Below are 22,553 nucleotides of genomic sequence, written 5' to 3'. Positions count from 1 at the left end.
CCCATGGCCGCGGCCGTTCCGCTCTTCTTCGCCGACCGGATGCCGGCCGACCACCCGCGGGCCACCGCCACGGAGCGCGCCGCCTACGACCGCTACCTGGCCGCCCGCAACCACTACAAGGAGGAACTGCTCGACGAGGTGGTGGCCGCCGTGCGGGACGGCCGCGGCGGCCCGGTGCTGGAGGTCGGCACCGGCTACGGCGGCCTCGGCACCGAACTCCTGCGCCGCACCGCGCCGGACCCGGCCGGTACGCCCGACGCGCCCGGCGCCCCGTTCGAGCTGTACGCCGTCTGCGAGTCGGAGGCGGCCCGCGAGCTGTACGCACGGCGGCTGCGCGAGGCGGGGCTCACGGCGCGGCTGTGCGTCGCGCCGGGCGGCGTTCCCGACCCGGACGACGACTTCTGGCGGGGGCGGCGTTTCGGCACCGTCTACAGCGCGAACGCGTTCAACGCCTGGCCGGACCCGGCGGGCGTCCTGACCCGGCTGGCCGCGCTCACCGCGCCCGGCGGCCGGGTGCTGGTGAACGACCTGCGGCGCGACCCCGACCCGTTCATCCTCGAGTACTCGCTGCGCGAGATGGCCGACGACACCTCGTCTCAGGGCCGCTACCGGCTGTGCACCTACCTGGCCTCCCTGCAAGCCGCCTACACCTGCGCCGAGGCCGGGACCCTGCTGCGCGACGCGGGGCTCACGGCCTGGACGGTCAGCCCCGACGGCCCCATGGCCCTCACCCTCCGGCGCGCGCCGACGCACCCGGGCCCGCCGGCTCCCACCGCCCCATCCGACCCGTGGAGGTCCCCGTGACCCAGGAGACGATCACCCGCAACTTCCTCGACACACCGAGTTTCTGGCGCGAGTATCCCGAACGCGACATCGAGTTCGTGCGCTGGTACCCGTGCGACGTGGGGCCGCTCAGCCCCGAGCAGGTGTACTCCAAGCAGGAGAAGTTCCCGCGCACCACGTCGTTCTACGTGCACATCCCGTTCTGCAACCAGGTGTGCACGTCGTGCCCCTACAACAAGTTCAACACCCGCAACACCCTCGTCCAGCGCTACATCAAGGCGCTCAAGGCGGAGATCGACCTCTACTCGAAGTCGCCGTACCTGCGGGACGTCGTCTTCACCTCCGGCTACTTCGGCGGCGGCACGCCCACCACGCTGCGCGCCGAGGAACTCGACGACCTGCTGGGCTACATGAAGCAGCGGATGAACTTCAGCGACGACTGCTCGATCACCATCGAGTCCACCCCGGTCGACGTGGACCAGCAGAAGCTGGACGTGCTGCTCAAGCACGGGGTCAGCCGGATGAGCCTGGGTGTGCAGACCTTCCACGACCCGATCCTGCGCTACCTGGGCCGGGCCCGCGCCCACACCGGGGAGTCCGCGACCCGCACCATCGAACTCATCGCGCGCAGCGGCATGGAGAACCTCTGCATCGACTACATGATCGGCATGCCGGGTCAGACGCACGAGCTGTGGGGCCAGGACCTGCGCACCCTGATGGACCTGCCGGTCACCTCGTTCTCCGTGTACAACTACGCGGTGCTGCCGGGCTCGGAGGTCTTCTTCGCCCTGCAGTCCGGTGCGACGCCGCCCTGCCCGAGCACGCAGGACGCGGACGAGATGTACCGGTACATGCACACCACGCTGATGGACGCCGGGTACCTGGCCCTGACGTACAACGACTTCCTGGAGCCGATGCGTCCCGAGTGGCGGGCCGAGGGTGCCACCACGTACCCGGTCCTGCTGGACGGCTCCAAGCCGTACCAGGGGATGGAGACCGACACCTTCCGGCTCACCGACCACCTCTCCCAGGTGTGGGGCCGCTGCGGCGACATGGTGGCCATCGGCTCCGGCGCCTACGGCTACCTCAACAACCACATGTACCTCAACCAGCCGGACATCAACGCGTACATCGACACCTGCAACGCGGGCCGGCTGCCGGTGGTCATGGGCGCCTACACCGACGAGCACGAGCAGCGGTGCCGCAGTCTGGTCCTCGGCCTGAAGCTGCTGCGGGTCAAGCGCTCGGTCTACCGCGAGCGGCACGGCGTGGACCCCTACGAGTACTTCAAGGACAAGGTCGACTCGCTCGTCGCCAAGGGACTGCTCGTCGTCACCGACGAGGCCCTCCAGGTCACCTACCCGAAGGGCTGGTACTACATCGACAACATCTGCAAGACGTTCTACTCCGACGCCAACTACCGGCTGCCGCAGCCGACTTCGGCGAGCACGGAGATCCTCAACTGGCAGCTCGACCGCACCGACGGACGGAAGGGACTTCCCATTGTCCAGTCCTGAGACCACCGCCACCGCACCCGCCGACGACACCGGGGCGCCGCCGCCCGCGCTGCGGCGTGCCCGCCGGCAGAAGATCTTCGACCTCGGCGAGCGCGTCCCGCGCAAGGACGTCTTCGGGGACGTCGACGAGTGCCGCGCCTACGACCGCAACATCCGCACCTCGATGATCATCCCGATGCAGCACATGATGAAGCTGATCGGGCCGTACTGCGCCGGCGGCAAGGACGTCCTGGAGATGGGCTGCGCCAGCGGGCTGATCTCGCTGCGTCTGTCGGCCCAGCACCCGGACTCCGTGTTCACCGGGGTGGACGGCAACGACGCCTTCCTGGAGGTGGCCCGGGAGAACACCATCTTCGCCAACCTGGTCGGCTACGGCGGGGACTTCGGCTGCGAGTGGGCCCGGCTCAGCAGGCTGCCGTACGAGGACGACTCCTTCGACGTCGTCTTCAGCTTCTGCGCGGTCGCCCGCTGGGACAAGCCCGAGCGGATCGTCGCCGAGTGCGCCCGGGTGTGCCGGCCGGGCGGCATCGTCGTCCTGTACGACCTGGCCCGGGACGCGGAGGAGGGCATGGTCTCCTTCGTGCTGCAGTACGCGGACGGTGACGCCGCCGAGTTCATGGACTCCCTGCGCGCCTCCTACAGCGAGCCGGAGATGCGCCGGGTGCTGGCGGAGCGCGGCCTCGGGGACTGGACGGTGGCCAAGGAGAACATCAACCTGATCACCTCCTCCCGTCCGCTCAACGTCGGCTACACCGTCGGCGAACCCGGCATCTACAACAACGACCCGGTATGACCGCCTCGGCACCGCGCAGGAGGGCGCGCGTCGGTCTCGTCCAGTTGTCCGTGGCCACCAACCGCCGCGCGGACAACCTGGCGCGCGCCGACGCGCTGCTCGCCGAGGCCGCCGACGACGGCTGCGAACTCGTGGTGCTGCCCGAGGCGTTCGCCACCGCCCTCAACCTGCCCAGGAGCCACGAGGTGGCCGAGCCGGTGCCCGGCCCGGTCACCGACTGGCTCGCCGCGAGGGCCGCCCGGTACGGCGTCTGGCTCGCCGCCGGGGTGCTGGAACGGGCGGACGGGCGGGTGCACAGTTCGGCCGTCCTGCTCGACGACACCGGCCGGATCCGGGACGTCTACCGGCGCACCGTCGTCTACGACCTGGAGGCCCACTTCCTCACCGGGGAGGTGGGCGCCCGGGCGGTGGACACGCCGTTCGGGCGGGTCGGCCTGCTGGTGGGCTACGACGTCCAGTTCCCGGAGGTGCTGCGCACGCTGTTCGCCGACGGCGCGGAGATCATCGTCTGTCCCTCCATCCTGCTGCGGCCCTTCGCGGAGCCGGTGCGGCAGATGGTGCTCGCCCGGGCCGCGGAGAACTGCGCGTACGTGCTGTTCGCCGCGGCCACCGGCGAGAACACCCTGGCCGGGCTCACGTACATGGGCCGCACCGCCGTGGTCCGCAGCCCGATGGCGATCGGCGCCTACTCGCGCGACTTCCGCAAGCAGGCCCCGGTGCTCGCCGAGGCCGACCGCGAGGAGTGCGTCGTGGCGGCCGAGCTGGACCTGCACGAGCTGCGCCGGATGCGCGACGCGGCTCCCTTCCTGGCCGACTTCCGGCGGTGCGGGCTGAGCACGGCACTGGCCCGTGCCACGTCCGCGCCGCACCCGTCCGTGGCGGACGCCGCCCCGCCCCCTCACGCCCCGGCAGTTGGAGAGTCACGGTGAAGCCCACCAACCGGCCCCGAGTGGCCCTGCTCCAGACCCTGTGGGACCTCGATCCGGAAGTGAACCTGCGGCGCGTCCTGGCGCTGCTGGACACCATCGACGAGGCCGAACTGATCGTGCTGCCCGAGTTCTTCCTGGGACCGCCGTTCTACTTCCCCGGCCGGGCCCATCTGAAGGGCGTCATCGACCAGCCCGTGCCGGGGCCCGTCTTCGACCGGCTCGCGCAGGCGGCCCGCCGCACCGGGGCGTACATCCTGTGCGGCACCGTCGTCGAGCGCGAGGGCGACCGGTACTACAACACGGCCGTCCTCCTCGACGACCGGGGCGAGGTGGTCGTCAAGGCCCGCAAGACCCACCGGTTCGCGGCCGAGATGGTCTCGGTGACGGCGAGCGACGAGTTCACCGTGGTGGACACGCCGTTCGGCCGGCTCGGGATCTGCGTGTGCTCGGACTTCTGGATCCCGGAGGTGCCGCGGATGCTCGCGCTGCGCGGCGCCGAGATCATCGCCGTGCCGGGCGCGGCCCTGCGGGGCAACATCCAGATCACCCGGCCCTGCCTCCAGGCCAACTCCTCCTTCAACGTCTGCTACACGCTGCTGGCCAGTGCCGTGGGGTCGGTGACCGGGGAGCGTGCCGGGCGCCAGGTGTCCATCGAGGTGGCCGGCCACAGCACGGTCGCCGCCCCGGAGGAACTGCTCGGATCCCTCGACGAGGAGGAGGGCGTGCTGCGGACCGAGCTGGACATGGACCACCTGCGGAGCCTGCGCGAGGTGGACCTGTCCTTCCGCCGCAGCCTGTACTTCTGCCTGCACGGGCGGCGCCCCGAGCTGTACGACCGGCTGCGCGAGCCCTACAGCGGCCACCAGGACCTGCAGACCCTGCTCACCGACTACCTCACCAGGAGGTGACTCACGTGATCTACCCTGCCCCCGCCGCCCTCCCTCCAGAGGAGGAGCAGGAGGCGTATCTGGACTCCGTGCTGGACTGGTTCGACGACGCGGCCCGCACGACGCCCGACGCGGCCCTGACCGGCTTCCTCGGCCACCCGGTGGACCTGCGCACCCTGCGCATCACCGGCCTGCACCACGTGGCGGTCTACGTCGGCGACTACGACCGGGAGGAGGACTTCGACCAGTGGCTCGCCCTCGTCGGGAAGAGCCCCGGCACGGAGGACGTGCGCACCGGGCCCTCGCACATCGCGCCGCGCGAGTACGGCACCCCCGGGCACTGGATCAACTGCCGGGCGGGCGGCCGGGAGCTGGAGCTGTTCACGTGCCGTTCCCGCGGGGACTGGGCCGGCCGGCCCGCCGGGGAGAAGAACGCCCTCATGTCGCACTTCGGGCTGGCGGTCGACGCCCCGGACCACGTCCGGCCGCTGCTCGACTACCTGGCGACCTTCGACGGGGTGGAGCTGCTGGCGTTCGCGCCCGGTGACGAACTCGGCCACACGTACGGGCACCTGCTGCGCCGCGACACCGGACGCGTACTGGAGCTGGTGCATCCCGGCGCCCCGCCCGCGAGGGGGTGAGCTGCCGTGGCCGTCCAGCCGCCCGCCCGGCTGCCCGACAACGCCGCGGGGCGGTTCTACGTGAACGAGGAGTGCACCGACTGCGACACCTGCCGGTGCATCGCCCCGGACTTCTTCCTCCGCAACGACGACGCCGGATACACCTACGTCGCCGTGCAGCCGCGGTCCGAGGACGACGAGGACGCCGTCTACGAGGCGATGGACTGCTGCCCGGCGGACGCCATCTGCGAAGAGGAGTGAGTGTGATCCGGATCCTGGGCATCGGCGGCAGCATGCGCCCCGGCTCGACCAGCCAGGTGCTGCTGCGCCGGGCCCTGGCCACCCTCGCCGCCGACGGGTGCGAGACGGAGCTGCTCGACCTGCGCGAGCTTCAGCTCCCGTTCTGCAACGGCGACAAGAAGGAGCCGTGGCCGCACTTCCCGGACGTGCGGCGGCTGCGGGAGGCGGTCCGGGCCGCGGACGGGGTGATCCTGGCGGGGCCCGAGTACCACGGCACGGTCGGCGGGGCGCTGAAGAACGCCGTGGACCTGCTCGACTTCGAGCACGCCGAGGGCAAGGTCCTGGGCGCGATCGTCGCGCTGGGCGGGCGCAGCAACTCCAACGCGCTCAACGACCTGCGGCTGATCGCCCGCTGGCTGCGGGCCTGGATGGTGCCGCAGCAGGTGGCCGTCCCGCAGGCCCGCCGGGCGCTGGTCGACGGCGAGCCGGTGGACCTGGCGGTGACCGAGCGGGTGGACGAACTGGCCCGCGCGGTGGCCCGCGCGGCGGGGCTGCTGCGGGTGCGCGACGACGAGGCCGTCACCCGCGGCTGACGGGCTGGCGCAGGATGGTGCGCAGTTCGTGCGAGGGCGCCGTCGTGGCCGGGACCAGGTAGATCTCGTGGTGCCGGCCGGCCGGCACCAGGCCCTGACCGTCCAGGTACCGGTGCAGGGCCCGGACGGAGGCGGGCTCGTTCTCGATGGCGCCCTCGTGCAGCAGTTGGACGCACGGACCCTCGTCCAGGGTGTGTTCGCGCAGTGCGGCCGCGGCGGCCTCGGCGTCGGGGGTGTCGGCCTTGGCGCCCAGTTCGGCGCGGACCGCCTCCAGGCGGTCCCTGTCGACCGGCTCGGCCTGACGCAGCAGCAGGGTCCAGCGCCAGCTGGTGCGGTCCTGCCACAGTCCGGGGTCGCCGCTTGCGAGGTCCAGTCGCGGGTCGGTGCTCCACCACAGCCCTTCGAGGGGGCACGGCCCGGTGGCCGCGCCGTCGGCGGGGTCGCTCTCCACGGCCACCGCCTGCGTCGCGATGTAGAGCGCGGCGACGGCCGCCGCGAAGGACTCGGAGCCCTGCGGGTCGCCCTCGCCGTCCACGGCCAGGTAGCGCAGGGGCGGCACTTCCACCAGCGCCGGGTCCGGTGTCGCTTCGTACAGCTTCTGGAACGGGTGGCCGAAACCGCTGTTGCCCATCGCACCTGTCCTCGTGACGGCGGAGATCTGACGCCGTGAAGAACGGCACCGGGCCGGGAAGGACACGGCGGACGAATTGGCCATCCCGGTCAACGCCCCGGATGCCGTACACGCGGCCCTTGACCGCCGCGGCGAAGGACTCCGGCACGTCTTCCGCGCCGCCCCGCACGCGGTGAGTCTTTGCCCTGCCCGTGCCCGTACCGGGCCCGCGACCCCCGACGGAGGCGAAGATGGCAACGTTCGTGCTGGTTCCCGGTGCCTGGGCGGGAGGCTGGATCTGGCGCTCCGTGAGCGCACGGCTGCGCGAGGCGGGTCACGCCGTGCACACCCCGACCCTCACCGGCCTCGGTGAACGCCGCCACCTCGGCGGCCCGCACACCGGGCCCGGCACGCACGTCGAGGACCTGGCGGGCGTCCTGACGTACGAGGGGCTCGAGGACGTGGTGCTGGTCGGCCACAGCTACGCCTCCGCGGTGCTGCCCGGCGTCGCCGACCGCTGCCGGGAGCGGCTGCGGGGCCTGGTGTACGTGGACAGCGCGCCGCTTCCCTCGGGGATGGCGCCGGCGGAGCTGCTGCCGGCCGGTCTGCGGGAGTCCTTCGCCGAGTCCGTGGCGCGGGACGGCGACGGCTGGGCCCTGCCGGTGCCGGACTGGGAGGACCTCACCCGCACCTTCGGCACCGCCGGCATCGACGCCGCGGGGCGCGAGCTGATGACGCTGCTGCAGACCCCGCATCCGTGGTCCTGCTACACCCGCGCCGTCGAGCTGGAGCACGGCAACGACCCCGGTGTCCCGCAGACCCTGGTGTGCTGCGCGATGCCCGCCCCGCAGCGGGACTTCTTCCGCGGCGAGCACAGTCCTCTGGTGGGCGACTGGACCTTCCGGGACCTGCCGACCGGGCACTGGCCGATGCTCTCCGCCCCGGCCGACCTGGCCACCCTCCTGACCACGACCACGGACGCCTGACCCCGCCTCCCCCACCACGCCCGGCACCACTCCGGACACCGTCCGCCAACTCCCCCGGATCCGGGCCACCCCGGGACGCCGCCGGCCGACTTCCCCAGATCCGGGCCACCTCGGGACGCCGCCGGCCGACTTCCCACGCCCAGCACGCCCGCCGGACGCCTCCGGCCGACCCCTGCGTCCAGCACCACCACCAGCGCCTCCGACCGGCTCCCCGCGTCCGGCGCGGTCCGCTCCGGGCGCCCGTCCGGCCTCGCACGGCTCCGGGCCGCCCCGGACGCCCCGCGCGCCCTCTCCCCCCATGTCAGCCCGCCACTCGGCGCCTCCCCCGCCTCCCCGCCTCCCCGCCTCCGGCACGATCCGTGCCAGGCGGCGCCCCAGCCCTCGTACGGCTCCGGGCCGTCCCAGACGCCTCCCGCCGTCTCCCCGCGTCCAGCACGATCCCCGCCGCCTTCCCGCGTCCGGCGCGGTCCGTTCCGGGCGGTGCCCCCGGCCCGCGCGGGTTCGGGCCGTCCGTGGTCCGGGGCCGTGGTCGTGTGTCTTCGCGGCGTTCCGCCGGGCGGTTCACCATCACGGTCAACTGCCGCCGGGGTCCGGGAGAAGTAAGTGACCTCCCCGGCCCCCTTGCCGCCGGCCGCGGGTTCCCGTCGGCGCCCGCTGGAAGACTCCGCTCCACGGGCCGCCCCGGCCCGTCACGCCCGTCCGGACGAGAGGTGAGACGGTGGACACAGCCCCGCGGTACGACGGCGGCCCGCCCGCACTGGACCCGGCCTGGGAGCACGAACGCCTGCGGCTGGACCGGCTGGCGGTGATGACGGACCCGGCGACGCGGGAGGTCCTCGACAGCTGCGCGCCGGACGATCCGCGCGAGATCGTGGAGATCGGCGCCGGCCGCGGGTCGGTCGCCCGTGCGCTGGCCCGGCGCCACCCCGGGGCCCGGGTCTGGGCGACCGACGTCGACCTGCGGCACCTGGACACCGGGGGCCTGCCCAACCTGGTGCCCCTGCGACACGACGCGAACGGCGATCCCGCACCTGTGACGGGCGTCGACCTCATCCACTGCCGGTCCGTCATGATCTTCCTCGACGATCCGTACGCCGCGCTGGAGCGCCTGGTCGGCTGGCTCGCGCCCGGCGGCTGCATCGTCGTCGAGGAGCTCGCCGGATTCCCGCCGTACGACCCCACCACCGTCCTCGGCGGCGCCCTCGACGCGGTCTCCGAGGTGCTGCGGCACGACGCGGGCGCGGACCCGCAGTGGGTGCGCGATCTCATGACCGACCCGCCGGGTCCGCTGGCCCGCCACGGGCTGGTGGACTGCGGGGCGCAGATGCGGGTCTACCCGTTCCAGGCCGGCAGCCCGGCCTCCGAGTTCTCCCGGCTGACGCTGGAGCAGCTGCGCCCCCGGCTGCTGGGGCAGGGCCGGCTCACCGAGGACCGGCTGGACACCGCGGTGGCCCTGTTGCGCGACCACGACCTCGACGACCCCGCCAGCGCGGTGCTCAGCGTCTGGGGCCGGCGCCCCCGCTGAGATTCCGCCGTCGGCACGAGCCCGTTCCCGCAGACGAACCGAAGGAGTGGACCACGATGACCGTCCAGGACCGGGGCCACGAGCAGAAGATGCTGACCACGTACCTCCTGCGGCCCGGCGGCCTCGACCGGGCGACGGACGTACTGGAACGGCACTGGCCCACGCTGCGGCGCAAGGGGCTGGTCACCGGCGAGCCCTCGTGGATCGCCGAGGGAAGCGGCGACGACGGCCCGTTCGTCGTCGAACTGGTCACCTGGGGGGTGCCCGACGCCGTCGACCAGGCGTATCTCGACCCCGACGTCAACGCGATCTGGCAGGAGATGTTCTCGCTCACCGAGAGCCGCGGGGCCCGGCCGCCCGTCGACTGGCCCGCCGTCACCCAGCTCGCCGGCGACCCCGCGCACCCGGCCGTCGAGGGGGCGGCCGCGCAGACCCTGACGGCGTACCAGGTTCTGGAGGGCCGCGAGGGGCAGCTCGCCGAGCTGCTGCCCCGTTGCTGGGCCGCGCTCCGGACGGCGGGCCTGCTGATCCCGGAGGCGGAGCCCCGGCTGTACGCGGGGGAGAACCCGCACGGCCCCTTCCTCGCCGAGCACCTGTCCTGGAGCGACCCCGGGGGCCCGGCGAAGGCCGCCGCCGACAGCGCGGCGGCCGAACTGTACGGACAGGCCGCGGCGCTTGCCGAGGAGCGCGGCGACCGGCCCGGCGTGGAGCGGTGTGCCGTGCGGCCGCTCCGCCTCGGGTTCATGACGCACACCCCGACTGGAGAGAACACGTGACCTCACCGACCGACACCAACTCCGGAGCGGCGGGGGTCAACCCCTGGGCCGCGCTGGGCATGCTCTGCCTCGGTGTCTTCATGACCCTGCTCGACGTGACGATCGTCAGCTCGGCCACGCCGAGCCTGATCGAGACGTTCGACGCGTCGATCGACCAGGCGGTGTGGGTCTTCAGCGCCTACATCATGGCCTTCGCCAGCACCCTGATCGTGGCCGGCCGGCTCGGTGACCTGTACGGGCCGCGGCGGACCTACCTGGTCGGCCTCACCGTCTTCGTGGTCGCCTCGGTGCTGTGCGGCCTGTCCCAGGCGCCGTGGCAGCTGATCGTCCTGCGGGCCGTGCAGGGTGTGGGCGGCGCGCTCGTCGTTCCCCAGCTCATGCCGATGATCACCACGCTGTTCCCGCCGCAGAAGTGGGGGGCCGCGTTCGGCTTCACCGGAGCGCTCTCCGGGCTCGCGGTTCTCGCCGGTCCGCTGGTCGGCGGGGTGCTGGTGACGGGCGTCGGCTGGCGCTGGATCTTCTACGTCAACCTGCCCATCGGCCTGCTCACCTTCGCGCTGGTGACGCGGTACCTGCCCGATCCGCGGCCCGCCCGCCGCCAGCCCCTCGGGGTGGGCTCCGTGGCCCTGATGCTGGTCGGTATCGGTGCCGTGGTGTTCGCGCTGGTGGAGGGCGAGCGGCTGGAGTGGTCGGGCACGGTGTGGGCGATCCTGGCGGCCGGGCTCGGGGTCCTCGCGGTCTTCCTCGCCGACCAGCGGCGCCGGCAGTCCGGCGTACCGCTGGTGCCCTTCGCGCTCTTCCGGATCCACAACTTCACCGTCATGAACCTGATCGCCGTCACCGTCGGCTTCGGGGTGGTGGGCGCCTTCCTGCCGCTGACGCTGTACCTGCAGTCGGTGCAGGGGCTGTCCGCGTCCGAGGCGGGTCTCGTCATCGCCGTCATGCCGCTGGTGTCGGTCCTGGCGGCGGGGGTGAGCGGGCGTCTCATCGAGTCGGCCGGCCCCAAGCGGCTCCTGATCTGCGGCATGGTGTGCTTCTCGGCGGGCCTGGGGCTGGTCGCCTGGCAGGCGACCGCCGACGCCTCGGTGTGGCAGCTCGTCGGCCCGCTGGCCCTCGCCGGGGCCGGCACGGGCTTCACCTTCGCGCCGATGTTCGGTGTCGGGCTGCGCGACGTGCCGCCGGAGCGCAGCGGCGTGGCCTCCGGCACGGTCAACACCGTCCAGGAGTTCGGGGGGCTGCTCGCCAGCGCGGTCATCGGGGTGGTGCTCCAGACCCGTCTGGGCGCCGGCCGGAACATCGCCACCGGTCAGCCGGTCGAGGGCGGCGGGGAGCAGTCGCGGGCGGCTCTGGACGCCTTCCACGACACGCTCGCGGGCGCCATCCGTACCAGCCTGGTCATCCAGATGTGCGTCCTCGCGGCCGGTGCCCTGTGCGCGCTGGCCGTCCGCAGCGCCGCGCCCGCCGCCCCCGCGCAGGACCGGCCTGCCGGGCAGCAGGAGCCGCGGCCGGCCGGTATCGACTGACGCGGCGGATCCCCCGACGCCGCGCGCCGACCGGCCCCGGCCCCGCTCCCGCCCGGGAGCGGGGCCGCCTCGCGGTGCGTCGTCCTAGCGTCGGCGGACGAACCGTGCCCGTTCCTCGGGGCTCAGGCGTTCGGTCGCGTAGCGGACGGTGACGCGGGGCAGGTCGGGGGCGTGCCGGTCGAGGAAGTCGACCATCGCCCGCTCGTCGCGGCGGCCGATCTCCCGGAGCATCCACCCCAGCGCCTTGTGGATGAGCGGCTCCGGGTCCCGGCGCAGCGTCAGCACCAGGGAGAACGTCGGCTCGTAGCGGTCGGCCCTGATCAGCGCCAGCGTGCCCAGCACGGCGATCCGCCGCTCCCACAGGGAGGGCGACCCGGCGAGCCGGTCCAGGACGTCCAGCGACTCCTCCAGCAGCCACGGCCCGAGCACGACCGGCGCGGAACCGTCGACCAGGTCCCAGTTGTCCACGCAGTCGGTCCGCGCCAGGTAGAAGTCCACCAGCGCCCCGCGCTGCGCGCCGCGAGCGGTCCGGACCTGCTCGGCCAGCACCAGCAGCCCCGCGAACCGTTCGTCGTGCACCCGGCTGCGCAGCAGCGAGTCCAACTCGTCCGGCGTCAACTCGCGGTAGCCCCGGGCGAGTCGACGCAGCACCGGGACCCGTACGCCGAGCAGTTCGTCGTCGTCCGCGGGGCTGAGCACCCGCTCCTGCTGGGCACGCACCTGCGGTTCGGCCAGCTCCCGGAGTTCGGCCCGCAGCCGCTGGAGTGAGGTAGGAGTCATGCACCGGGACGCTAGCGCAGCGCCCCGGCCGCTCGCCCGGCCGCCGGGTCCGAGGGCGGGCCTGGTCAACTGCCCGCCGCGCGCCGCCGCACCCGTTGACCGTGGCGGCGAAGTCTCACCGCATGCGCTTGCCGCCCGCACACGTGTCCGCAGACGCTGCCTGGAACACCCGCTCGCGCACCGGACGACCCCGGCACGATTCCCACGACGGCCCCCGGGACGAGGAGAGATCCGACATGGCGAAAGAGACGTTCAAGGTGGTGGTCATCGGCGCGGGCCTAGCCGGGCTGACGCTCGCGCAGGGCCTGCGCACACGGGGCGTCGACGTGGAGGTCCACGAACGCGACACCACTCCCGCCGACCGGTCCCAGGGGTTCCGCATCCATGTCAACCCGACCGGGACGCGGGCCCTGCGCTCCTGCCTGAGCGACGAGTTGTTCGAGCTGTTCCTGGACACCAGCGGCGACGGCGGCGACGGCCTGCGCTTCACCGACCACCTGCTGCGCCCGCTGCTCAGCCTGGACGGCCCCCGCGACGCGGACCCGCTGCTGAACCACCAGTCGGTGTGCCGGGTCACCCTGCGCCACCTGCTGCTGCGCGGTCTGGACGACGTGGTGCGCTTCGGCCGGCACTACGAGCGGTACGAGGAGCTGGCGGACGGCACCGTCGTCGCCCACTTCAGCGACGGTTCCACGGCCCGCGGCGACGTCCTCGTCGGCGCGGACGGCTGCCGTTCCCGGGTGCGTGCCCAGCGTCTGCCGCAGGCCCGGGTCATGGCGACGGGCGCCGTCGGAGTGGCCGGGAAGCTGCCCCTGGACGAGGAGTTGCGTGCCTGGGTGCATCCGCCGCTGCTGTCTGCCGCGCACATCGTCATGGGCCCGCACGGCGCCCGCATGTTCGCCGCCACCCACCAGTACCGCAACCGGCCCAGCAAGGCTCTGGACCTTGGGGCGGCTCCCGCGGGCGGGCTGCTCTTCGACACGGACACCGACTACCTGATGTGGGCCGTCACGGCCAGTCCCGGGCGCTTCGCGCTGCCCACGGACACCACGTCCAGCTCGCCGCGGCAGCTCGGCGAGGCGGTGCTGCGCCTGGTCGACGGCTGGCATCCGGTGATCCGGCGGGCCGTCGCCGACGCCGACCCGGAGACGCTCACCGGACTGCCCGTGCGCAGCGCCGTCGCGGTGCCCGACTGGGCGCCCTCCCGGGTCACCCTGGTCGGGGACGCCGCGCACTGCGCGACCCCGCTCGGCGGCATGGGCGGCAACATGGCGCTGCGCGACGCCGAGTTGCTGTACGGCGCGCTCACCCGGGCGGCGCGCGGCACCCGGGTGGAGGAGAGCGTCGGTACGTACGAGGCGGCGATGCGCGCCTATGCGGCGGACGCGGTGACGAAGTCGAAGAAGAACCTGGACCGCTCCCTGTCCGAGAACCGGGTGAGCCGGGCCGTGACCCGGGCGACCTTCCGGATGATCGACCGTATGCCGTCGGTGAAGCGGCGTATGGCGAGCGAGGCAGGTGGCTGACGGATCATCCTGCCGGGGCGGGCCCCGGCTGCGCCGGCCTCAGCGGAAGGCTCACCCATGCAGTGGTCCTGACCTCGGGCAGGAACCACGGCATCCGCTCGTACTCGACCAGGTACGGCACCGGCGGGTGGGTGCCGTCGTACAGGCCCAGCATCACCGCGCTCACCGCGAGGTGCATGAAGGTGTACGGGATCAGGTGCACCGGTCCGTGATGGGTGATCCGCAGCCGCCGTTGGCCGGGGACGACCTGGAGGCCGATGCCGTCCGAGGGTGCGAACGACGGGGGTACGGCCATTCCCACGTCGAAGCGGATCGAGCCGTCCCGGTAGAACTCCGGGTCGTCGTGGGTGATTTCCAGCGGCTGCTGGGCGTCCGGTTCATGGCCGTGCACTTCCAGCCAGTCGCGGAGGTGCTGCCACCTTCCGGCCAGCGAGGCGTGGGTTCCGAAGTGCCGCAGGAACGCCACCAGCCGGCTCTGGGTGTCGACCTCCTCCAGTTCCGAGCAGCCCGGGCCGGACTTCGGCCACGGCCCGGTCGGCTCCCGCCGCCGCAGCTCGGCGGGGGTGCTGCCGAACGCCTCCCGGACGGCCCGGGTGAACGGGGCGTGCGCGGAGTACCCGCAGCGCGCCGCCACCTCGTACACCGGCCAGTCGGTGAACACCAGCCGGTAGACGGCGATTTCGAGGCGGTACCGGCGCACGTACCGCTGGACCGATTCTCCGGTGGTGTCCCGGAAGATCTTCCGGAAGTAGTGGGGTGCCGTGTGCACCTGCCGCGCGATGACGTCGACGTCCACACCGTGGGAGGCGTCGCGCAACGCGGCCACGATATAGGGAATGGCCGAAAGTACTCGACTGTCGTGGAGTGCCGCGGTGGTGGAGCGCATCGCGCCGCGTGCCGCCGCACCCTCATGCCTGAATTCCTGCACTGGGAGCCCCCGTATCCTCCAGGCAGACACCGCCTCGTCGTTGAGACGGCGCGAAATATAGGCGTCGAACGAATGGGTAACGTCCTTCTGAGTTGTGAAATCCTGTCACAACACGGCGCTCGGTCAAGACATCCGGTGGCCAATATGAAACACCCGCGGTAGTTCAAAGCCCAACTGAATCTGGGATATTGTTCCGGCCCTTCCAGCAAGGACAGCCACGGCCCACGGGCCGCCGAGAGCGAGAGGGACATGGCCGTGCACCGAAGAACCGACCCGCTGACGGCGCCCGCCCGCGACACCGTCGTCGCTTCGGGCCAGCAGCTGTACACCTTCGACCAGTTCGGCCCGTTCTCCGTCGTCTGCCTGCGCCACTCCGGTTCGTTCCGGACGCTGGACCGCACCTGGAGCCGGCTGCTGGCCTACACCGAGAGCCACGGTCTGGCCGACGGCGCCCGGCTCGTCGGCGTGGTCTACGACGACCCGGCCGACGTGCCGCCCGAGCGGCTGCGCTACGACGCCTGCGTCTGCGCCCCGGACACCGTCCTGCGGCCGGACTCGCGCGACCTCCTCGACGCCGGTGACCTGCCGCTGCGTTACGAGACCCTCGGCGGGCTGTGGGCCTGGCGCACCACCCACCGCGGCGCCTTCGACACGCTGTCCGCCACCTACCGGCGGGCCCTGCACACCACCGCCTTCCGGCAGCAGGGCGTGGTCGCCCCTTGCCCGCGGCCCCCCTTCTACGAGGTCTACCGCTCCGGGCCGGGCGCCGCCGCCGACGCCGAGGCGGAGATCGACATCTACCTGCCGGTTCCCTGAACCGGCCCGCGTGGCCATCCCGGTCAACACCGGCCCCGTCCCACCCGCCCGAGGTGACCGTTACGCAGACCCGCTCCCCGCGCGTATGGGTCGGTCACCGCCCGCTCTGCAAGACTCCCGGCGTCAGCGCGGCGACAGGCCACCGGCGGCCCGCACGGGCTCGCGGGGAAGGGAGCAGGCATGGCGACGGCCTCGGCCAGCGGCAACACACGGGACCCCGCGCCGGGCACGGACGGCACGGTCCGTCTGTACGGCGGCGAGCACTGCGAGACCTCCGCGTTCCGCAAGGCGCTGCACGCCCACGGGCTCGGCCTGAGCGAGGAGATGCTGCTCGGGCTCGGCGGCGGCATCGGCTTCATGTACGTGCCCAAGGCCCCCGGTACACCACCGTTCCTGGCCACGCGGAACGACCCGTTCCCGGTCTTCACCCGCCGTATGGCCTCGGGTGTCGGTCTGGAGCTGTCCGTCGTGACCACCACCGACCCCGAGGAGGCCCGGGGCCGGCTCGACCGTGAACTGGCCGACCAGGGGCTCGCCGTCGTCTACGCCGACATGCACTACCTCCCCTACTTCCGGGCGCACCACCACTTCGGCGGCCACTGCCTGGTCGTCACCGGGACCGACCCGGACACCGGCCGGCTGCGGGTCTCCGACCGGCCCGCCGGCCCCCGCACCCTGGACCCCGGTGAGCTGGCCGCCGCCCGCGGCTCCCGGCACCAGCCGTTCCCGCCCCGGCACGCCATGCTGCGCGCCCCGTGGTCCGCGGCCCGCCCGCCCTCGGAGGGCACCCTGCGTGCCGCGCTGGGTGCCGCCTGCCGCGCGGGGCTGGAACCGCCGAACGCCTCCCTGGGCATCCAGGGGCTGCGGATGCTGGCCGAACGGCTGGTGGCCACCGTCCGCGACGAGGCGGCGCCCGAGGCGGTGGTAGACACCCTCGTCCAGGCCTTCGTCGACCTGCGTCTCGCCGGGACCGGAGGTGACGGCTTCCGCTCCATGTTCCACACCTTCGTCGCGGAGACCGCCGCTCTCCTCGACGACGGCGCGGTCGCCGACGCGGTGCCCCTGGCCGCGGCCGACGCCGCCGCCTGGCGGCACCTCGTCGCCACCCTGCTGCCCGCGGGCACCGCGCTGGGACGGCTCGGCGAGGCGCACCGCTCGCGGGAGGAGCACCTGCTCGCGGCGGCCCCGGACCGGCAGGCAGAGGCGTCCGCCGTGGACGCGGAGCTGCCGGGCCTGCGCGACGAGGCCGTCACCGAGGTCAAGGGGCTGCGCCAGGATCTGGCCACCGCCCTGCACGACGCCGTGGCCGACGTCATCGCCCGCGAGAGCGCACTGCTCGGGCATCTGCGGCCCGCGGCCCACGAACACTGAACGCACGGAATCGACGACGGCGTCCAACCGCGAAGGAGCACGCTGTGAGCGCAAGCCCCGCCGACACCTCCCCGGACACCGACGAGAGGATCGGTGTCCTCACCGACCTCGTGACCCCCTGGGCCGTGCGCGTGGCGGCCACCCTCATGATCGCGGACCACCTCGGTGACTCCGCGGCGGCGGTCGAGGACCTCGCGAAGCAGTGCGGCGCCGACGCGGACGCCGTCGGCCGACTGCTCGAACACCTCGCCGTCAAGGGCATGTTCGCGCCGGACGGCCCCGGACGGTACCGCAACAACCCGCTGTCCGACCGGCTGCGCCGCGACCACCCGATGACGATGTATCCGTGGCTGGACATCGAGGGCGGCATGGGGCAGTACGACCGCGGGCTGATCGCACTGCTCCTCGCCGTCCGCACCGGCGCGGAGGCCTACGCTCCCACCTTCGGCCGGCCCTTCTTCGAGGACCTCAACACCGACGCCCGCCGCGGTGCCGCCTACGACGAGCTGATGGCCACGGTCACCGCGTGGACCCTCCCGGAGATCCTGGGCGCCTACGACTGGAGCGGCGTCCGGCACGTCACCGACGTCGCCGGCGGCAGCGGCGCCCTGCTCACCGGGCTCCTCCAGGCGCAGCCGGGGCTGCGCGGCACCCTCGTCGACGATCCGCGCGCCGTCCGCACGGCGGGCGAGCGTTTCACCGCCGCCGGTGTCGCCGACCGGGCCACCGTCCACCCCGGCTCCATGTTCGATCCGCTGCCCGGTGGCGCCGACCTCTACCTCGTCAAGTCCACCGTCATGGGCTGGGGCGACGAGGGGGGAGCGGCGATCCTGCGCCGCTGCGCCGAGGCCGCCGGGCCGCAGGGGCGTGTCATGGTCGCCGAGTTCCTGCGCGGCGCACCCCGGCTCGTGCCCTCCCTCGACCTCTACATGACGCTGCTGGGCGGCAAGGAGCGCACGGAGGACGAGTTCCGCGCGCTGGGCGCGGCCGCCGGTCTCACTCTGCTGGCGACGCACCCCACACCGTCCGGATACTGCCTGCTGGAGTTCACGGTCGATGCATAGGGTGGGCCGATCGTCCGACCCACCGGATCGTCCGGCCCACCGGATCTGCCGGTCACACCACCGACGGGACCCCCCACGTGCAGCACGCGACCATCCCGAGAAGCCACAGCCGTACCGCGCCGACGGTCCCGGACCAGGCGGGCGGCCTCCGCCCGCAGGACTGGACGGCGGTCCGCGCGCGGCCGCTGCCGGTGCTGAGCCTGCGACACCGCGGCTCCCCGGACACCCGCACGGACACCTGGCGCAGCCTGACCGCGCTGGTGTTCGGCTGCGGGCTGGCGACCCGTCAGACCCGCGCGATCGAGGTGCACTACGACGCGGCGGGCGGAGATCTGGCCCTGCGCCGCTTCGACGCCTGCCTGACCCTGCCGCACCTGGAGACCGCGGCCGAGGTGACCGCGGAGGACCTGGCCCACGTGCCGGGGGTGCGCTTCGAGACGATCATGGGCCATGGGCCGTTCCTGCATCGCAGGCCCGCTCCCGCCGAGTCGTGGGAGGGGCCGCCGCCCACCGCGGGCGCCCACTCCCCGGGGAGCGTGCACACCGCGACCCACAGTGCCGCGTGGCCCTGCTACTACGTGTACGAGTGCAGCCCCGCCCTGGCCGCCGGAGTGCCGGTGGTCACCGACGTCTACGTGACCCTGAGGCCGGCCGCCTCCTCGGGCCGGCCCCGCTGGTAGGACTTCGGGGCGTCGCGGGCGGGGCCGACCGGGGTGGCACGGCGCACGGCCGTGCCCGGACCAAGGACGGAAGCCGCCATGACCACCACCACGCTCGACTGGAACCGCACCTACCGCGCCGGTGACCACCACAAGTACTGGGAGTTGAGCCGGCCGTCCGCCGAACTGGTGGGGCTCCTCGCCGCGCTCGGTCCCGGCGGGGGGCGTGCCGCCCTGGACATCGGGTGCGGTACCGGCTGGGACACCCTCGCCCTGGCGGGTGCCGGGTACCGGGCGACGGGCGTGGACCTCAGCGAAGTGGCGCTGGGCCTGGCCCGGGACCGTGCGGCCTCCCAGGGCCCGGAGGGCGGTGCTGCCGGGGGCGACGGGCCCGCGTTCGAGCAGGCCGACGTCCGGCGGCTCCCGTTCGGCGAGGCGTCGTTCGACCTGCTGGTCGACCGCGGCTGCCTGCACCACCTCGGCGAGGAGGACCGCGAGGAGTACGCCCGGGAGGCCGCCCGCGTGCTGCGCCCGGGAGGCGTCCTGTACCTCAGGGGCAGCCGCGTGGAGACCTTCCCCTTCAAACCGCTCACCGCCGGACTGCTGCGCCGCCACTTCGTCCCGCACGGCTTCGAGGCGGGCCCGCTGCTGCCCTTCCAGCTGGAGACGGACGCGATGTCGCTGCCGGCCCACGCCTGCGTCCTCACCCGGACCACGTCCGCCGGGCCGGTCGCCGACCGGTCCGCGGCACGGTGAGTGCCGCCGCGTCCGCCGGGTCGCACGCGCGGGAGTTGCGCACCGCGCGGGAGTTGCGCACCGCGCTGGAGGGGCGCGCGGTGCCCGGCCGGGCGGCCGGGGAGAAGCGCTACCTGCGCAGCGAACTCGACCACATCGGCGTGCCGCTGCCCGCCATGCGCGCGCTCGCCCGTGCCCACGTCCGCGCCCATCCCCGGCTCACCCATGACGAGCTCCTCGCTTTGGTAAGGGAGTTGTGGAGGGAGCCGGTACACGAGTCCCGCTCGGTGGCCCTGATCCTCCTCGACCACCGCGCCGACCTGCTGGACGCGCGGGACACGGCCTTCCTCGAGGGACTGCTGCGCGACTGCGGCACCTGGGCCCACGTGGACCTCCTGGCGCCCTTCGTCGCCGGCCGGCTGCTGCTGCGGGAGCCGCGGACCCAGGACGCGGTGCGCGGCTGGGCGGCCGACGAGGCGCAGTGGGTGCGGCGGGGCGGCGTCCTCTCGTTCCTCCTGGGCGTCCGTCAGGAGTCCGACTGGCCGGACTGGTTCCCGGTGTTCTGCGAGGTCGCCGATCCGCTGTTGGCCGACGACCGGTTCTTCGTGCGCAAGGCCATCGGCTGGGTGCTGCGCGAGGGCACCAAGCACCATCCCCGGCAGGTCGCCGACTGGCTGGAGCCCCGGCTCGACCGCGTGTCCGGGCTGACGCTGCGCGAGGCCGTCCGGCGCCTGGAGGACCGGGAGCGACGGCGGCTGATCGCCGCACACCGCGCATGAGCGAAAGGCTGTGAGTGGAGATGACGCATGTCAGCACGGTCGAGGACGGCCGCTACCGCACCGTGTGCCGGATGTGCCACGGCGGGTGCGGCGCCCTCGTGGATGTCGCAGGGGGCCGGCTGACCGCCGTCGACGGGGACCCCGACAACCCCAACAACCGCGGGTTCCTGTGCGCCAAGGGACGCGCCTCGCTCGCCCAGCTCGACGACCCGGACCGGCTGACCCGGCCGCTGCTGCGCACCGGGGCCCGCGGCAGCGGCTCGTACCGGAGCATCGGCTGGGACGAGGCCCTGGACCGGGTGGCCGAGGCCCTCGACACCGCCCGCCGGGAGCACGGGCCCGAGTCGCTGGTGGTCGCCCAGGGAACCGACCGCAACTACCAGGAGTGGCTGTTCCGGTTCGCCAACAGCTACGGCACGCCCAACGTGCTCGGCCCGGCCCACGTCTGCTTCTATCCCCGGGTGATGGCCGGCATCCTCACCATGGGCGCCTTCACCTTCTGCGACTACGAGGGCTCCCCGGACCTCGTCCTGCTGTGGGGCTGCAACAAGTCCATGACCCACGGGGACGGCGTCATCGGCACCCGCCTCCTCGACGCCGTACGGACCGGCACCCGCATGCTCGTCGTCGACCCGCGCCGCACGGCGCTCGCCGGTCGCGCCGAACACCACCTCCAGGTGCGGCCCGGGGGCGACGCCGCCCTCGCCCTGGCGATGATCCACACGGTGATCGAGGCGGACGCCCACGACCACGACTTCGTGGCCCGGCACACCGTGGGCTTCGAGGACCTGGCCGCACACGTCGCCGACTACGCGCCGGAGGCCGTGGAACACCTCACCGGCATACCGGCCGCCCGGGTGCGCGAGGCGGCCCTCGCCTATGCCGCGGCTCCGGCGGCGGCCATCGAACTGGGCACCGGCGCCCAGCAGAACCGGAACTCCTTCCAGCTCTGCCGGGCCGTGCTGATCCTCTCCGCCCTGTGCGGCAACATCGACCGGCCCGGCGGCGACGTGATCTGGGACCCGCCCGGCATCATCGGCCGCCGCGCGCTGCCCCTGACCGAGGCACTGCCCGAGGAGCAGGGCGGCCGCAGGCTCGGGGCCGACCGCCACCGCGTCCTGTCCATGGCGGGCTGGGCCCACCCCCGCGCGGTCTGGGACGCGGTCCTCGACCACCGCCCCTACCCCGTCACCACCATGCTGGTGCACGGAAGCAACCTGCTGGTCAACTACGCGGACTCCGACCGGGTGCACGCGGCCCTCGAACGCCTGGACTTCCTGGCCGTCGCCGACCTCCATCTGACGCCCACCGCCGCCATGGCCGACGTCGTCCTGCCGGTCGGCGGCTGGCTGGAACGCGACCAGATCGTCGAGCACGCCCACTACGTCGCCGCGCGCCGCAAGCTGGCGCAGGTGGGCGACTGCCGCTCGGACGAGTACATCCTGACCGAACTGGCCCGGCGGCTCGGCCTGGAGCACCACTTCTGGCCGGACACCGACGCGTCCCTGGACGCGCGTCTGTCCCCCATCGGCCTGGACTGGAAGACCCTGGCCGACCGCTCGTACCGCCCGACCGAGCTGCGCTACCACAAGTACCGCACCGACGGCTTCGCCACCCGCAGCGGCCGCCTGGCGCTGCGCAGCGACGCCCTGCGCGCCTTCGGCTACGACCCGCTGCCCAGCCACAGGCCCCCGGCCGACGGCCCCGAGGACGGCCCCTACCTGCTCACCTCCGCGCACTCCCCGTTCTTCTTCAACTCCGAGTTCCGCAACATCCCGGCGCTGCGCGACAAGGAGCCGGAGCCTGTCGTCGAGCTGCATCCGACGGCCGCCGCCCGTGAGGGCATCGCCGACGGCGACTGGGCCCGGGTCCGGGCCCGAGGCCGCGAGATCCGCCTGCGCGCCCGGGTCACCGACCGCATCGCTCCCGACGTCGTGGTGGCCTCGGCGTGCTGGTGGTACCCGGAACGCGGCCCGGAGGGGGGCTGGCGCGAGAGCAACGTCAACCGCCTGACGGCGAACGTCGACGAGAACGAGGAGATGGGCTCCTCCAACTTCCGCGGCATCCGCTGCTCGGTGCACCGGGCGGACGACGCCTGAGCGGCCGCGTCGCG

The 22,553-nt window shown here is 73.3% G+C and carries 23 protein-coding genes; 20 read left to right on the top strand and 3 right to left on the bottom strand.

Annotation, left to right across the window (positions count from 1 at the left end; genetic code table 11):
- The first annotated feature begins 3 nt into the window (after positions 1 to 3).
- From BJ961_RS11150 to BJ961_RS11115, 8 genes are read left to right on the top strand one after another with little or no spacing between them, the layout of a single operon-like run.
- Entirely contained in the window at positions 4 to 804 is an 801-nt protein-coding gene (locus BJ961_RS11150) for a class I SAM-dependent methyltransferase (RefSeq protein ID WP_271321175.1), read from the top strand.
- Entirely contained in the window at positions 801 to 2,300 is a 1,500-nt protein-coding gene (locus BJ961_RS11145) for a coproporphyrinogen-III oxidase family protein (protein ID WP_271321174.1), read from the top strand. Before BJ961_RS11150 ends, BJ961_RS11145 begins: the two co-directional genes overlap by 4 nt.
- On the top strand, positions 2,287 to 3,093 hold the full coding sequence (locus BJ961_RS11140; RefSeq protein ID WP_271321173.1) for a class I SAM-dependent methyltransferase: 807 nt from the start codon (positions 2,287 to 2,289) through the stop codon (positions 3,091 to 3,093). Before BJ961_RS11145 ends, BJ961_RS11140 begins: the two co-directional genes overlap by 14 nt.
- The gene (locus BJ961_RS11135; protein WP_271321172.1) at positions 3,090 to 4,022 is read left to right on the top strand and encodes a carbon-nitrogen hydrolase family protein; all 933 of its coding nucleotides are present in this window, start codon (positions 3,090 to 3,092) and stop codon (positions 4,020 to 4,022) included. The genes BJ961_RS11140 and BJ961_RS11135 overlap by 4 nt, the downstream gene beginning before the upstream one ends.
- Positions 4,019 to 4,930, top strand: coding sequence for a carbon-nitrogen hydrolase family protein (locus BJ961_RS11130; protein WP_271321171.1), 912 nt, complete (start codon positions 4,019 to 4,021; stop codon positions 4,928 to 4,930). Before BJ961_RS11135 ends, BJ961_RS11130 begins: the two co-directional genes overlap by 4 nt.
- 5 nt (positions 4,931 to 4,935) lie before the next feature.
- On the top strand, positions 4,936 to 5,550 hold the full coding sequence (locus BJ961_RS11125; protein ID WP_271321170.1) for a hypothetical protein: 615 nt from the start codon (positions 4,936 to 4,938) through the stop codon (positions 5,548 to 5,550).
- 6 nt (positions 5,551 to 5,556) lie between these two features.
- Positions 5,557 to 5,790: a ferredoxin gene (locus BJ961_RS11120; protein ID WP_271321169.1), complete on the top strand. Its 234-nt coding sequence runs from the start codon at positions 5,557 to 5,559 to the stop codon at positions 5,788 to 5,790.
- A 2-nt stretch (positions 5,791 to 5,792) separates the two neighbouring features.
- Positions 5,793 to 6,362 carry an NADPH-dependent FMN reductase gene (locus BJ961_RS11115; protein ID WP_271321168.1) on the top strand — a complete coding sequence of 190 codons (570 nt, stop codon included), beginning with the start codon at positions 5,793 to 5,795 and terminating at the stop codon, positions 6,360 to 6,362.
- On the opposite strand, the gene BJ961_RS11110 is transcribed toward BJ961_RS11115, so the two are convergent.
- Positions 6,349 to 6,993 carry a GyrI-like domain-containing protein gene (locus BJ961_RS11110; protein WP_271321167.1) on the bottom strand — a complete coding sequence of 215 codons (645 nt, stop codon included), beginning with the start codon at positions 6,991 to 6,993 and terminating at the stop codon, positions 6,349 to 6,351. The two genes, BJ961_RS11115 and BJ961_RS11110, sit on opposite strands and share 14 nt — an antisense overlap.
- Positions 6,994 to 7,223: 230 nt before the next feature.
- On the opposite strand from BJ961_RS11110, the gene BJ961_RS11105 reads away from it, so the two are divergent.
- The 4 genes from BJ961_RS11105 (at position 7,224) to BJ961_RS11090 (ending at position 11,782) form a co-directional block, all read left to right on the top strand.
- Positions 7,224 to 7,958: an alpha/beta fold hydrolase gene (locus tag BJ961_RS11105; RefSeq protein WP_271321166.1), complete on the top strand. Its 735-nt coding sequence runs from the start codon at positions 7,224 to 7,226 to the stop codon at positions 7,956 to 7,958.
- A gap of 718 nt (positions 7,959 to 8,676) precedes the next feature.
- Positions 8,677 to 9,483 (top strand): class I SAM-dependent methyltransferase, encoded by an 807-nt coding sequence (locus tag BJ961_RS11100; RefSeq protein WP_271321165.1) that lies wholly within the window; start codon positions 8,677 to 8,679, stop codon positions 9,481 to 9,483.
- 56 nt (positions 9,484 to 9,539) lie between these two features.
- Entirely contained in the window at positions 9,540 to 10,259 is a 720-nt protein-coding gene (locus tag BJ961_RS11095; protein WP_271321164.1) for a hypothetical protein, read from the top strand.
- Positions 10,256 to 11,782: a DHA2 family efflux MFS transporter permease subunit gene (locus BJ961_RS11090; RefSeq protein WP_271321163.1), complete on the top strand. Its 1,527-nt coding sequence runs from the start codon at positions 10,256 to 10,258 to the stop codon at positions 11,780 to 11,782. The genes BJ961_RS11095 and BJ961_RS11090 overlap by 4 nt, the downstream gene beginning before the upstream one ends.
- Positions 11,783 to 11,866: 84 nt before the next feature.
- Here the strand turns inward: BJ961_RS11090 and BJ961_RS11085 are convergent, their stop codons facing one another.
- Positions 11,867 to 12,562 carry a DNA alkylation repair protein gene (locus BJ961_RS11085; protein WP_271321162.1) on the bottom strand — a complete coding sequence of 232 codons (696 nt, stop codon included), beginning with the start codon at positions 12,560 to 12,562 and terminating at the stop codon, positions 11,867 to 11,869.
- A gap of 236 nt (positions 12,563 to 12,798) precedes the next feature.
- Here BJ961_RS11085 and BJ961_RS11080 point away from each other — a divergent pair, with 236 nt between their 5' ends.
- Complete coding sequence (locus BJ961_RS11080) at positions 12,799 to 14,088, top strand: FAD-dependent oxidoreductase (RefSeq protein WP_271321161.1); 1,290 nt, start codon at positions 12,799 to 12,801, stop codon at positions 14,086 to 14,088.
- 4 nt (positions 14,089 to 14,092) lie between these two features.
- Here the strand turns inward: BJ961_RS11080 and BJ961_RS11075 are convergent, their stop codons facing one another.
- Complete coding sequence (locus tag BJ961_RS11075; RefSeq protein WP_271321160.1) at positions 14,093 to 14,914, bottom strand: AraC family transcriptional regulator; 822 nt, start codon at positions 14,912 to 14,914, stop codon at positions 14,093 to 14,095.
- A 351-nt stretch (positions 14,915 to 15,265) separates the two neighbouring features.
- Between BJ961_RS11075 and BJ961_RS11070 the strand changes: the two genes are divergently transcribed.
- The 7 genes from BJ961_RS11070 (at position 15,266) to BJ961_RS11040 (ending at position 22,539) form a co-directional block, all read left to right on the top strand.
- Entirely contained in the window at positions 15,266 to 15,832 is a 567-nt protein-coding gene (locus BJ961_RS11070) for a GyrI-like domain-containing protein (protein ID WP_381156849.1), read from the top strand.
- Between the two features lie 180 nt (positions 15,833 to 16,012).
- Positions 16,013 to 17,203 carry a BtrH N-terminal domain-containing protein gene (locus tag BJ961_RS11065; RefSeq protein WP_271321158.1) on the top strand — a complete coding sequence of 397 codons (1,191 nt, stop codon included), beginning with the start codon at positions 16,013 to 16,015 and terminating at the stop codon, positions 17,201 to 17,203.
- 44 nt (positions 17,204 to 17,247) lie between these two features.
- Positions 17,248 to 18,267, top strand: a complete 1,020-nt coding sequence (locus BJ961_RS11060) for a methyltransferase (RefSeq protein ID WP_271321157.1) — start codon at positions 17,248 to 17,250, stop codon at positions 18,265 to 18,267.
- Positions 18,268 to 18,344: 77 nt separating this feature from the next.
- Positions 18,345 to 18,947, top strand: coding sequence for a hypothetical protein (locus BJ961_RS11055; protein WP_271321156.1), 603 nt, complete (start codon positions 18,345 to 18,347; stop codon positions 18,945 to 18,947).
- A 78-nt stretch (positions 18,948 to 19,025) separates the two neighbouring features.
- Complete coding sequence (locus BJ961_RS11050) at positions 19,026 to 19,682, top strand: class I SAM-dependent methyltransferase (protein WP_271321155.1); 657 nt, start codon at positions 19,026 to 19,028, stop codon at positions 19,680 to 19,682.
- Complete coding sequence (locus BJ961_RS11045) at positions 19,679 to 20,440, top strand: DNA alkylation repair protein (RefSeq protein ID WP_271321154.1); 762 nt, start codon at positions 19,679 to 19,681, stop codon at positions 20,438 to 20,440. The genes BJ961_RS11050 and BJ961_RS11045 overlap by 4 nt, the downstream gene beginning before the upstream one ends.
- A gap of 20 nt (positions 20,441 to 20,460) precedes the next feature.
- A complete protein-coding gene (locus tag BJ961_RS11040; RefSeq protein ID WP_271321153.1) occupies positions 20,461 to 22,539 on the top strand; it encodes a molybdopterin-containing oxidoreductase family protein in 2,079 nt (692 codons plus the stop codon).
- Positions 22,540 to 22,553: the final 14 nt, after the last annotated feature.

Origin of the sequence: Streptomyces lienomycini, assembly GCF_027947595.1 — a bacterium.
Classification (GTDB): Bacteria; Actinomycetota; Actinomycetes; order Streptomycetales; family Streptomycetaceae; genus Streptomyces; species Streptomyces lienomycini.
The sequence above is the reverse complement of the archived record's forward strand: the minus strand, read 5'-3'. Positions and strand labels throughout refer to the sequence as shown.

Coding starts and splice junctions, on each gene's coding strand:
- BJ961_RS11040 (WP_271321153.1), top strand. CDS start 20,461: ATGACGCATGTCAGCACGGTCGAGGACGGCCGCTACCGCACCGTGTGC.
- BJ961_RS11065 (WP_271321158.1), top strand. CDS start 16,013: ATGGCGACGGCCTCGGCCAGCGGCAACACACGGGACCCCGCGCCGGGC.
- BJ961_RS11050 (WP_271321155.1), top strand. CDS start 19,026: ATGACCACCACCACGCTCGACTGGAACCGCACCTACCGCGCCGGTGAC.
- BJ961_RS11085 (WP_271321162.1), bottom strand. CDS start 12,562: ATGACTCCTACCTCACTCCAGCGGCTGCGGGCCGAACTCCGGGAGCTG.
- BJ961_RS11080 (WP_271321161.1), top strand. CDS start 12,799: ATGGCGAAAGAGACGTTCAAGGTGGTGGTCATCGGCGCGGGCCTAGCC.
- BJ961_RS11110 (WP_271321167.1), bottom strand. CDS start 6,993: ATGGGCAACAGCGGTTTCGGCCACCCGTTCCAGAAGCTGTACGAAGCG.
- BJ961_RS11070 (WP_381156849.1), top strand. CDS start 15,266: ATGGCCGTGCACCGAAGAACCGACCCGCTGACGGCGCCCGCCCGCGAC.
- BJ961_RS11095 (WP_271321164.1), top strand. CDS start 9,540: ATGACCGTCCAGGACCGGGGCCACGAGCAGAAGATGCTGACCACGTAC.
- BJ961_RS11135 (WP_271321172.1), top strand. CDS start 3,090: ATGACCGCCTCGGCACCGCGCAGGAGGGCGCGCGTCGGTCTCGTCCAG.
- BJ961_RS11150 (WP_271321175.1), top strand. CDS start 4: ATGGCCGCGGCCGTTCCGCTCTTCTTCGCCGACCGGATGCCGGCCGAC.
- BJ961_RS11105 (WP_271321166.1), top strand. CDS start 7,224: ATGGCAACGTTCGTGCTGGTTCCCGGTGCCTGGGCGGGAGGCTGGATC.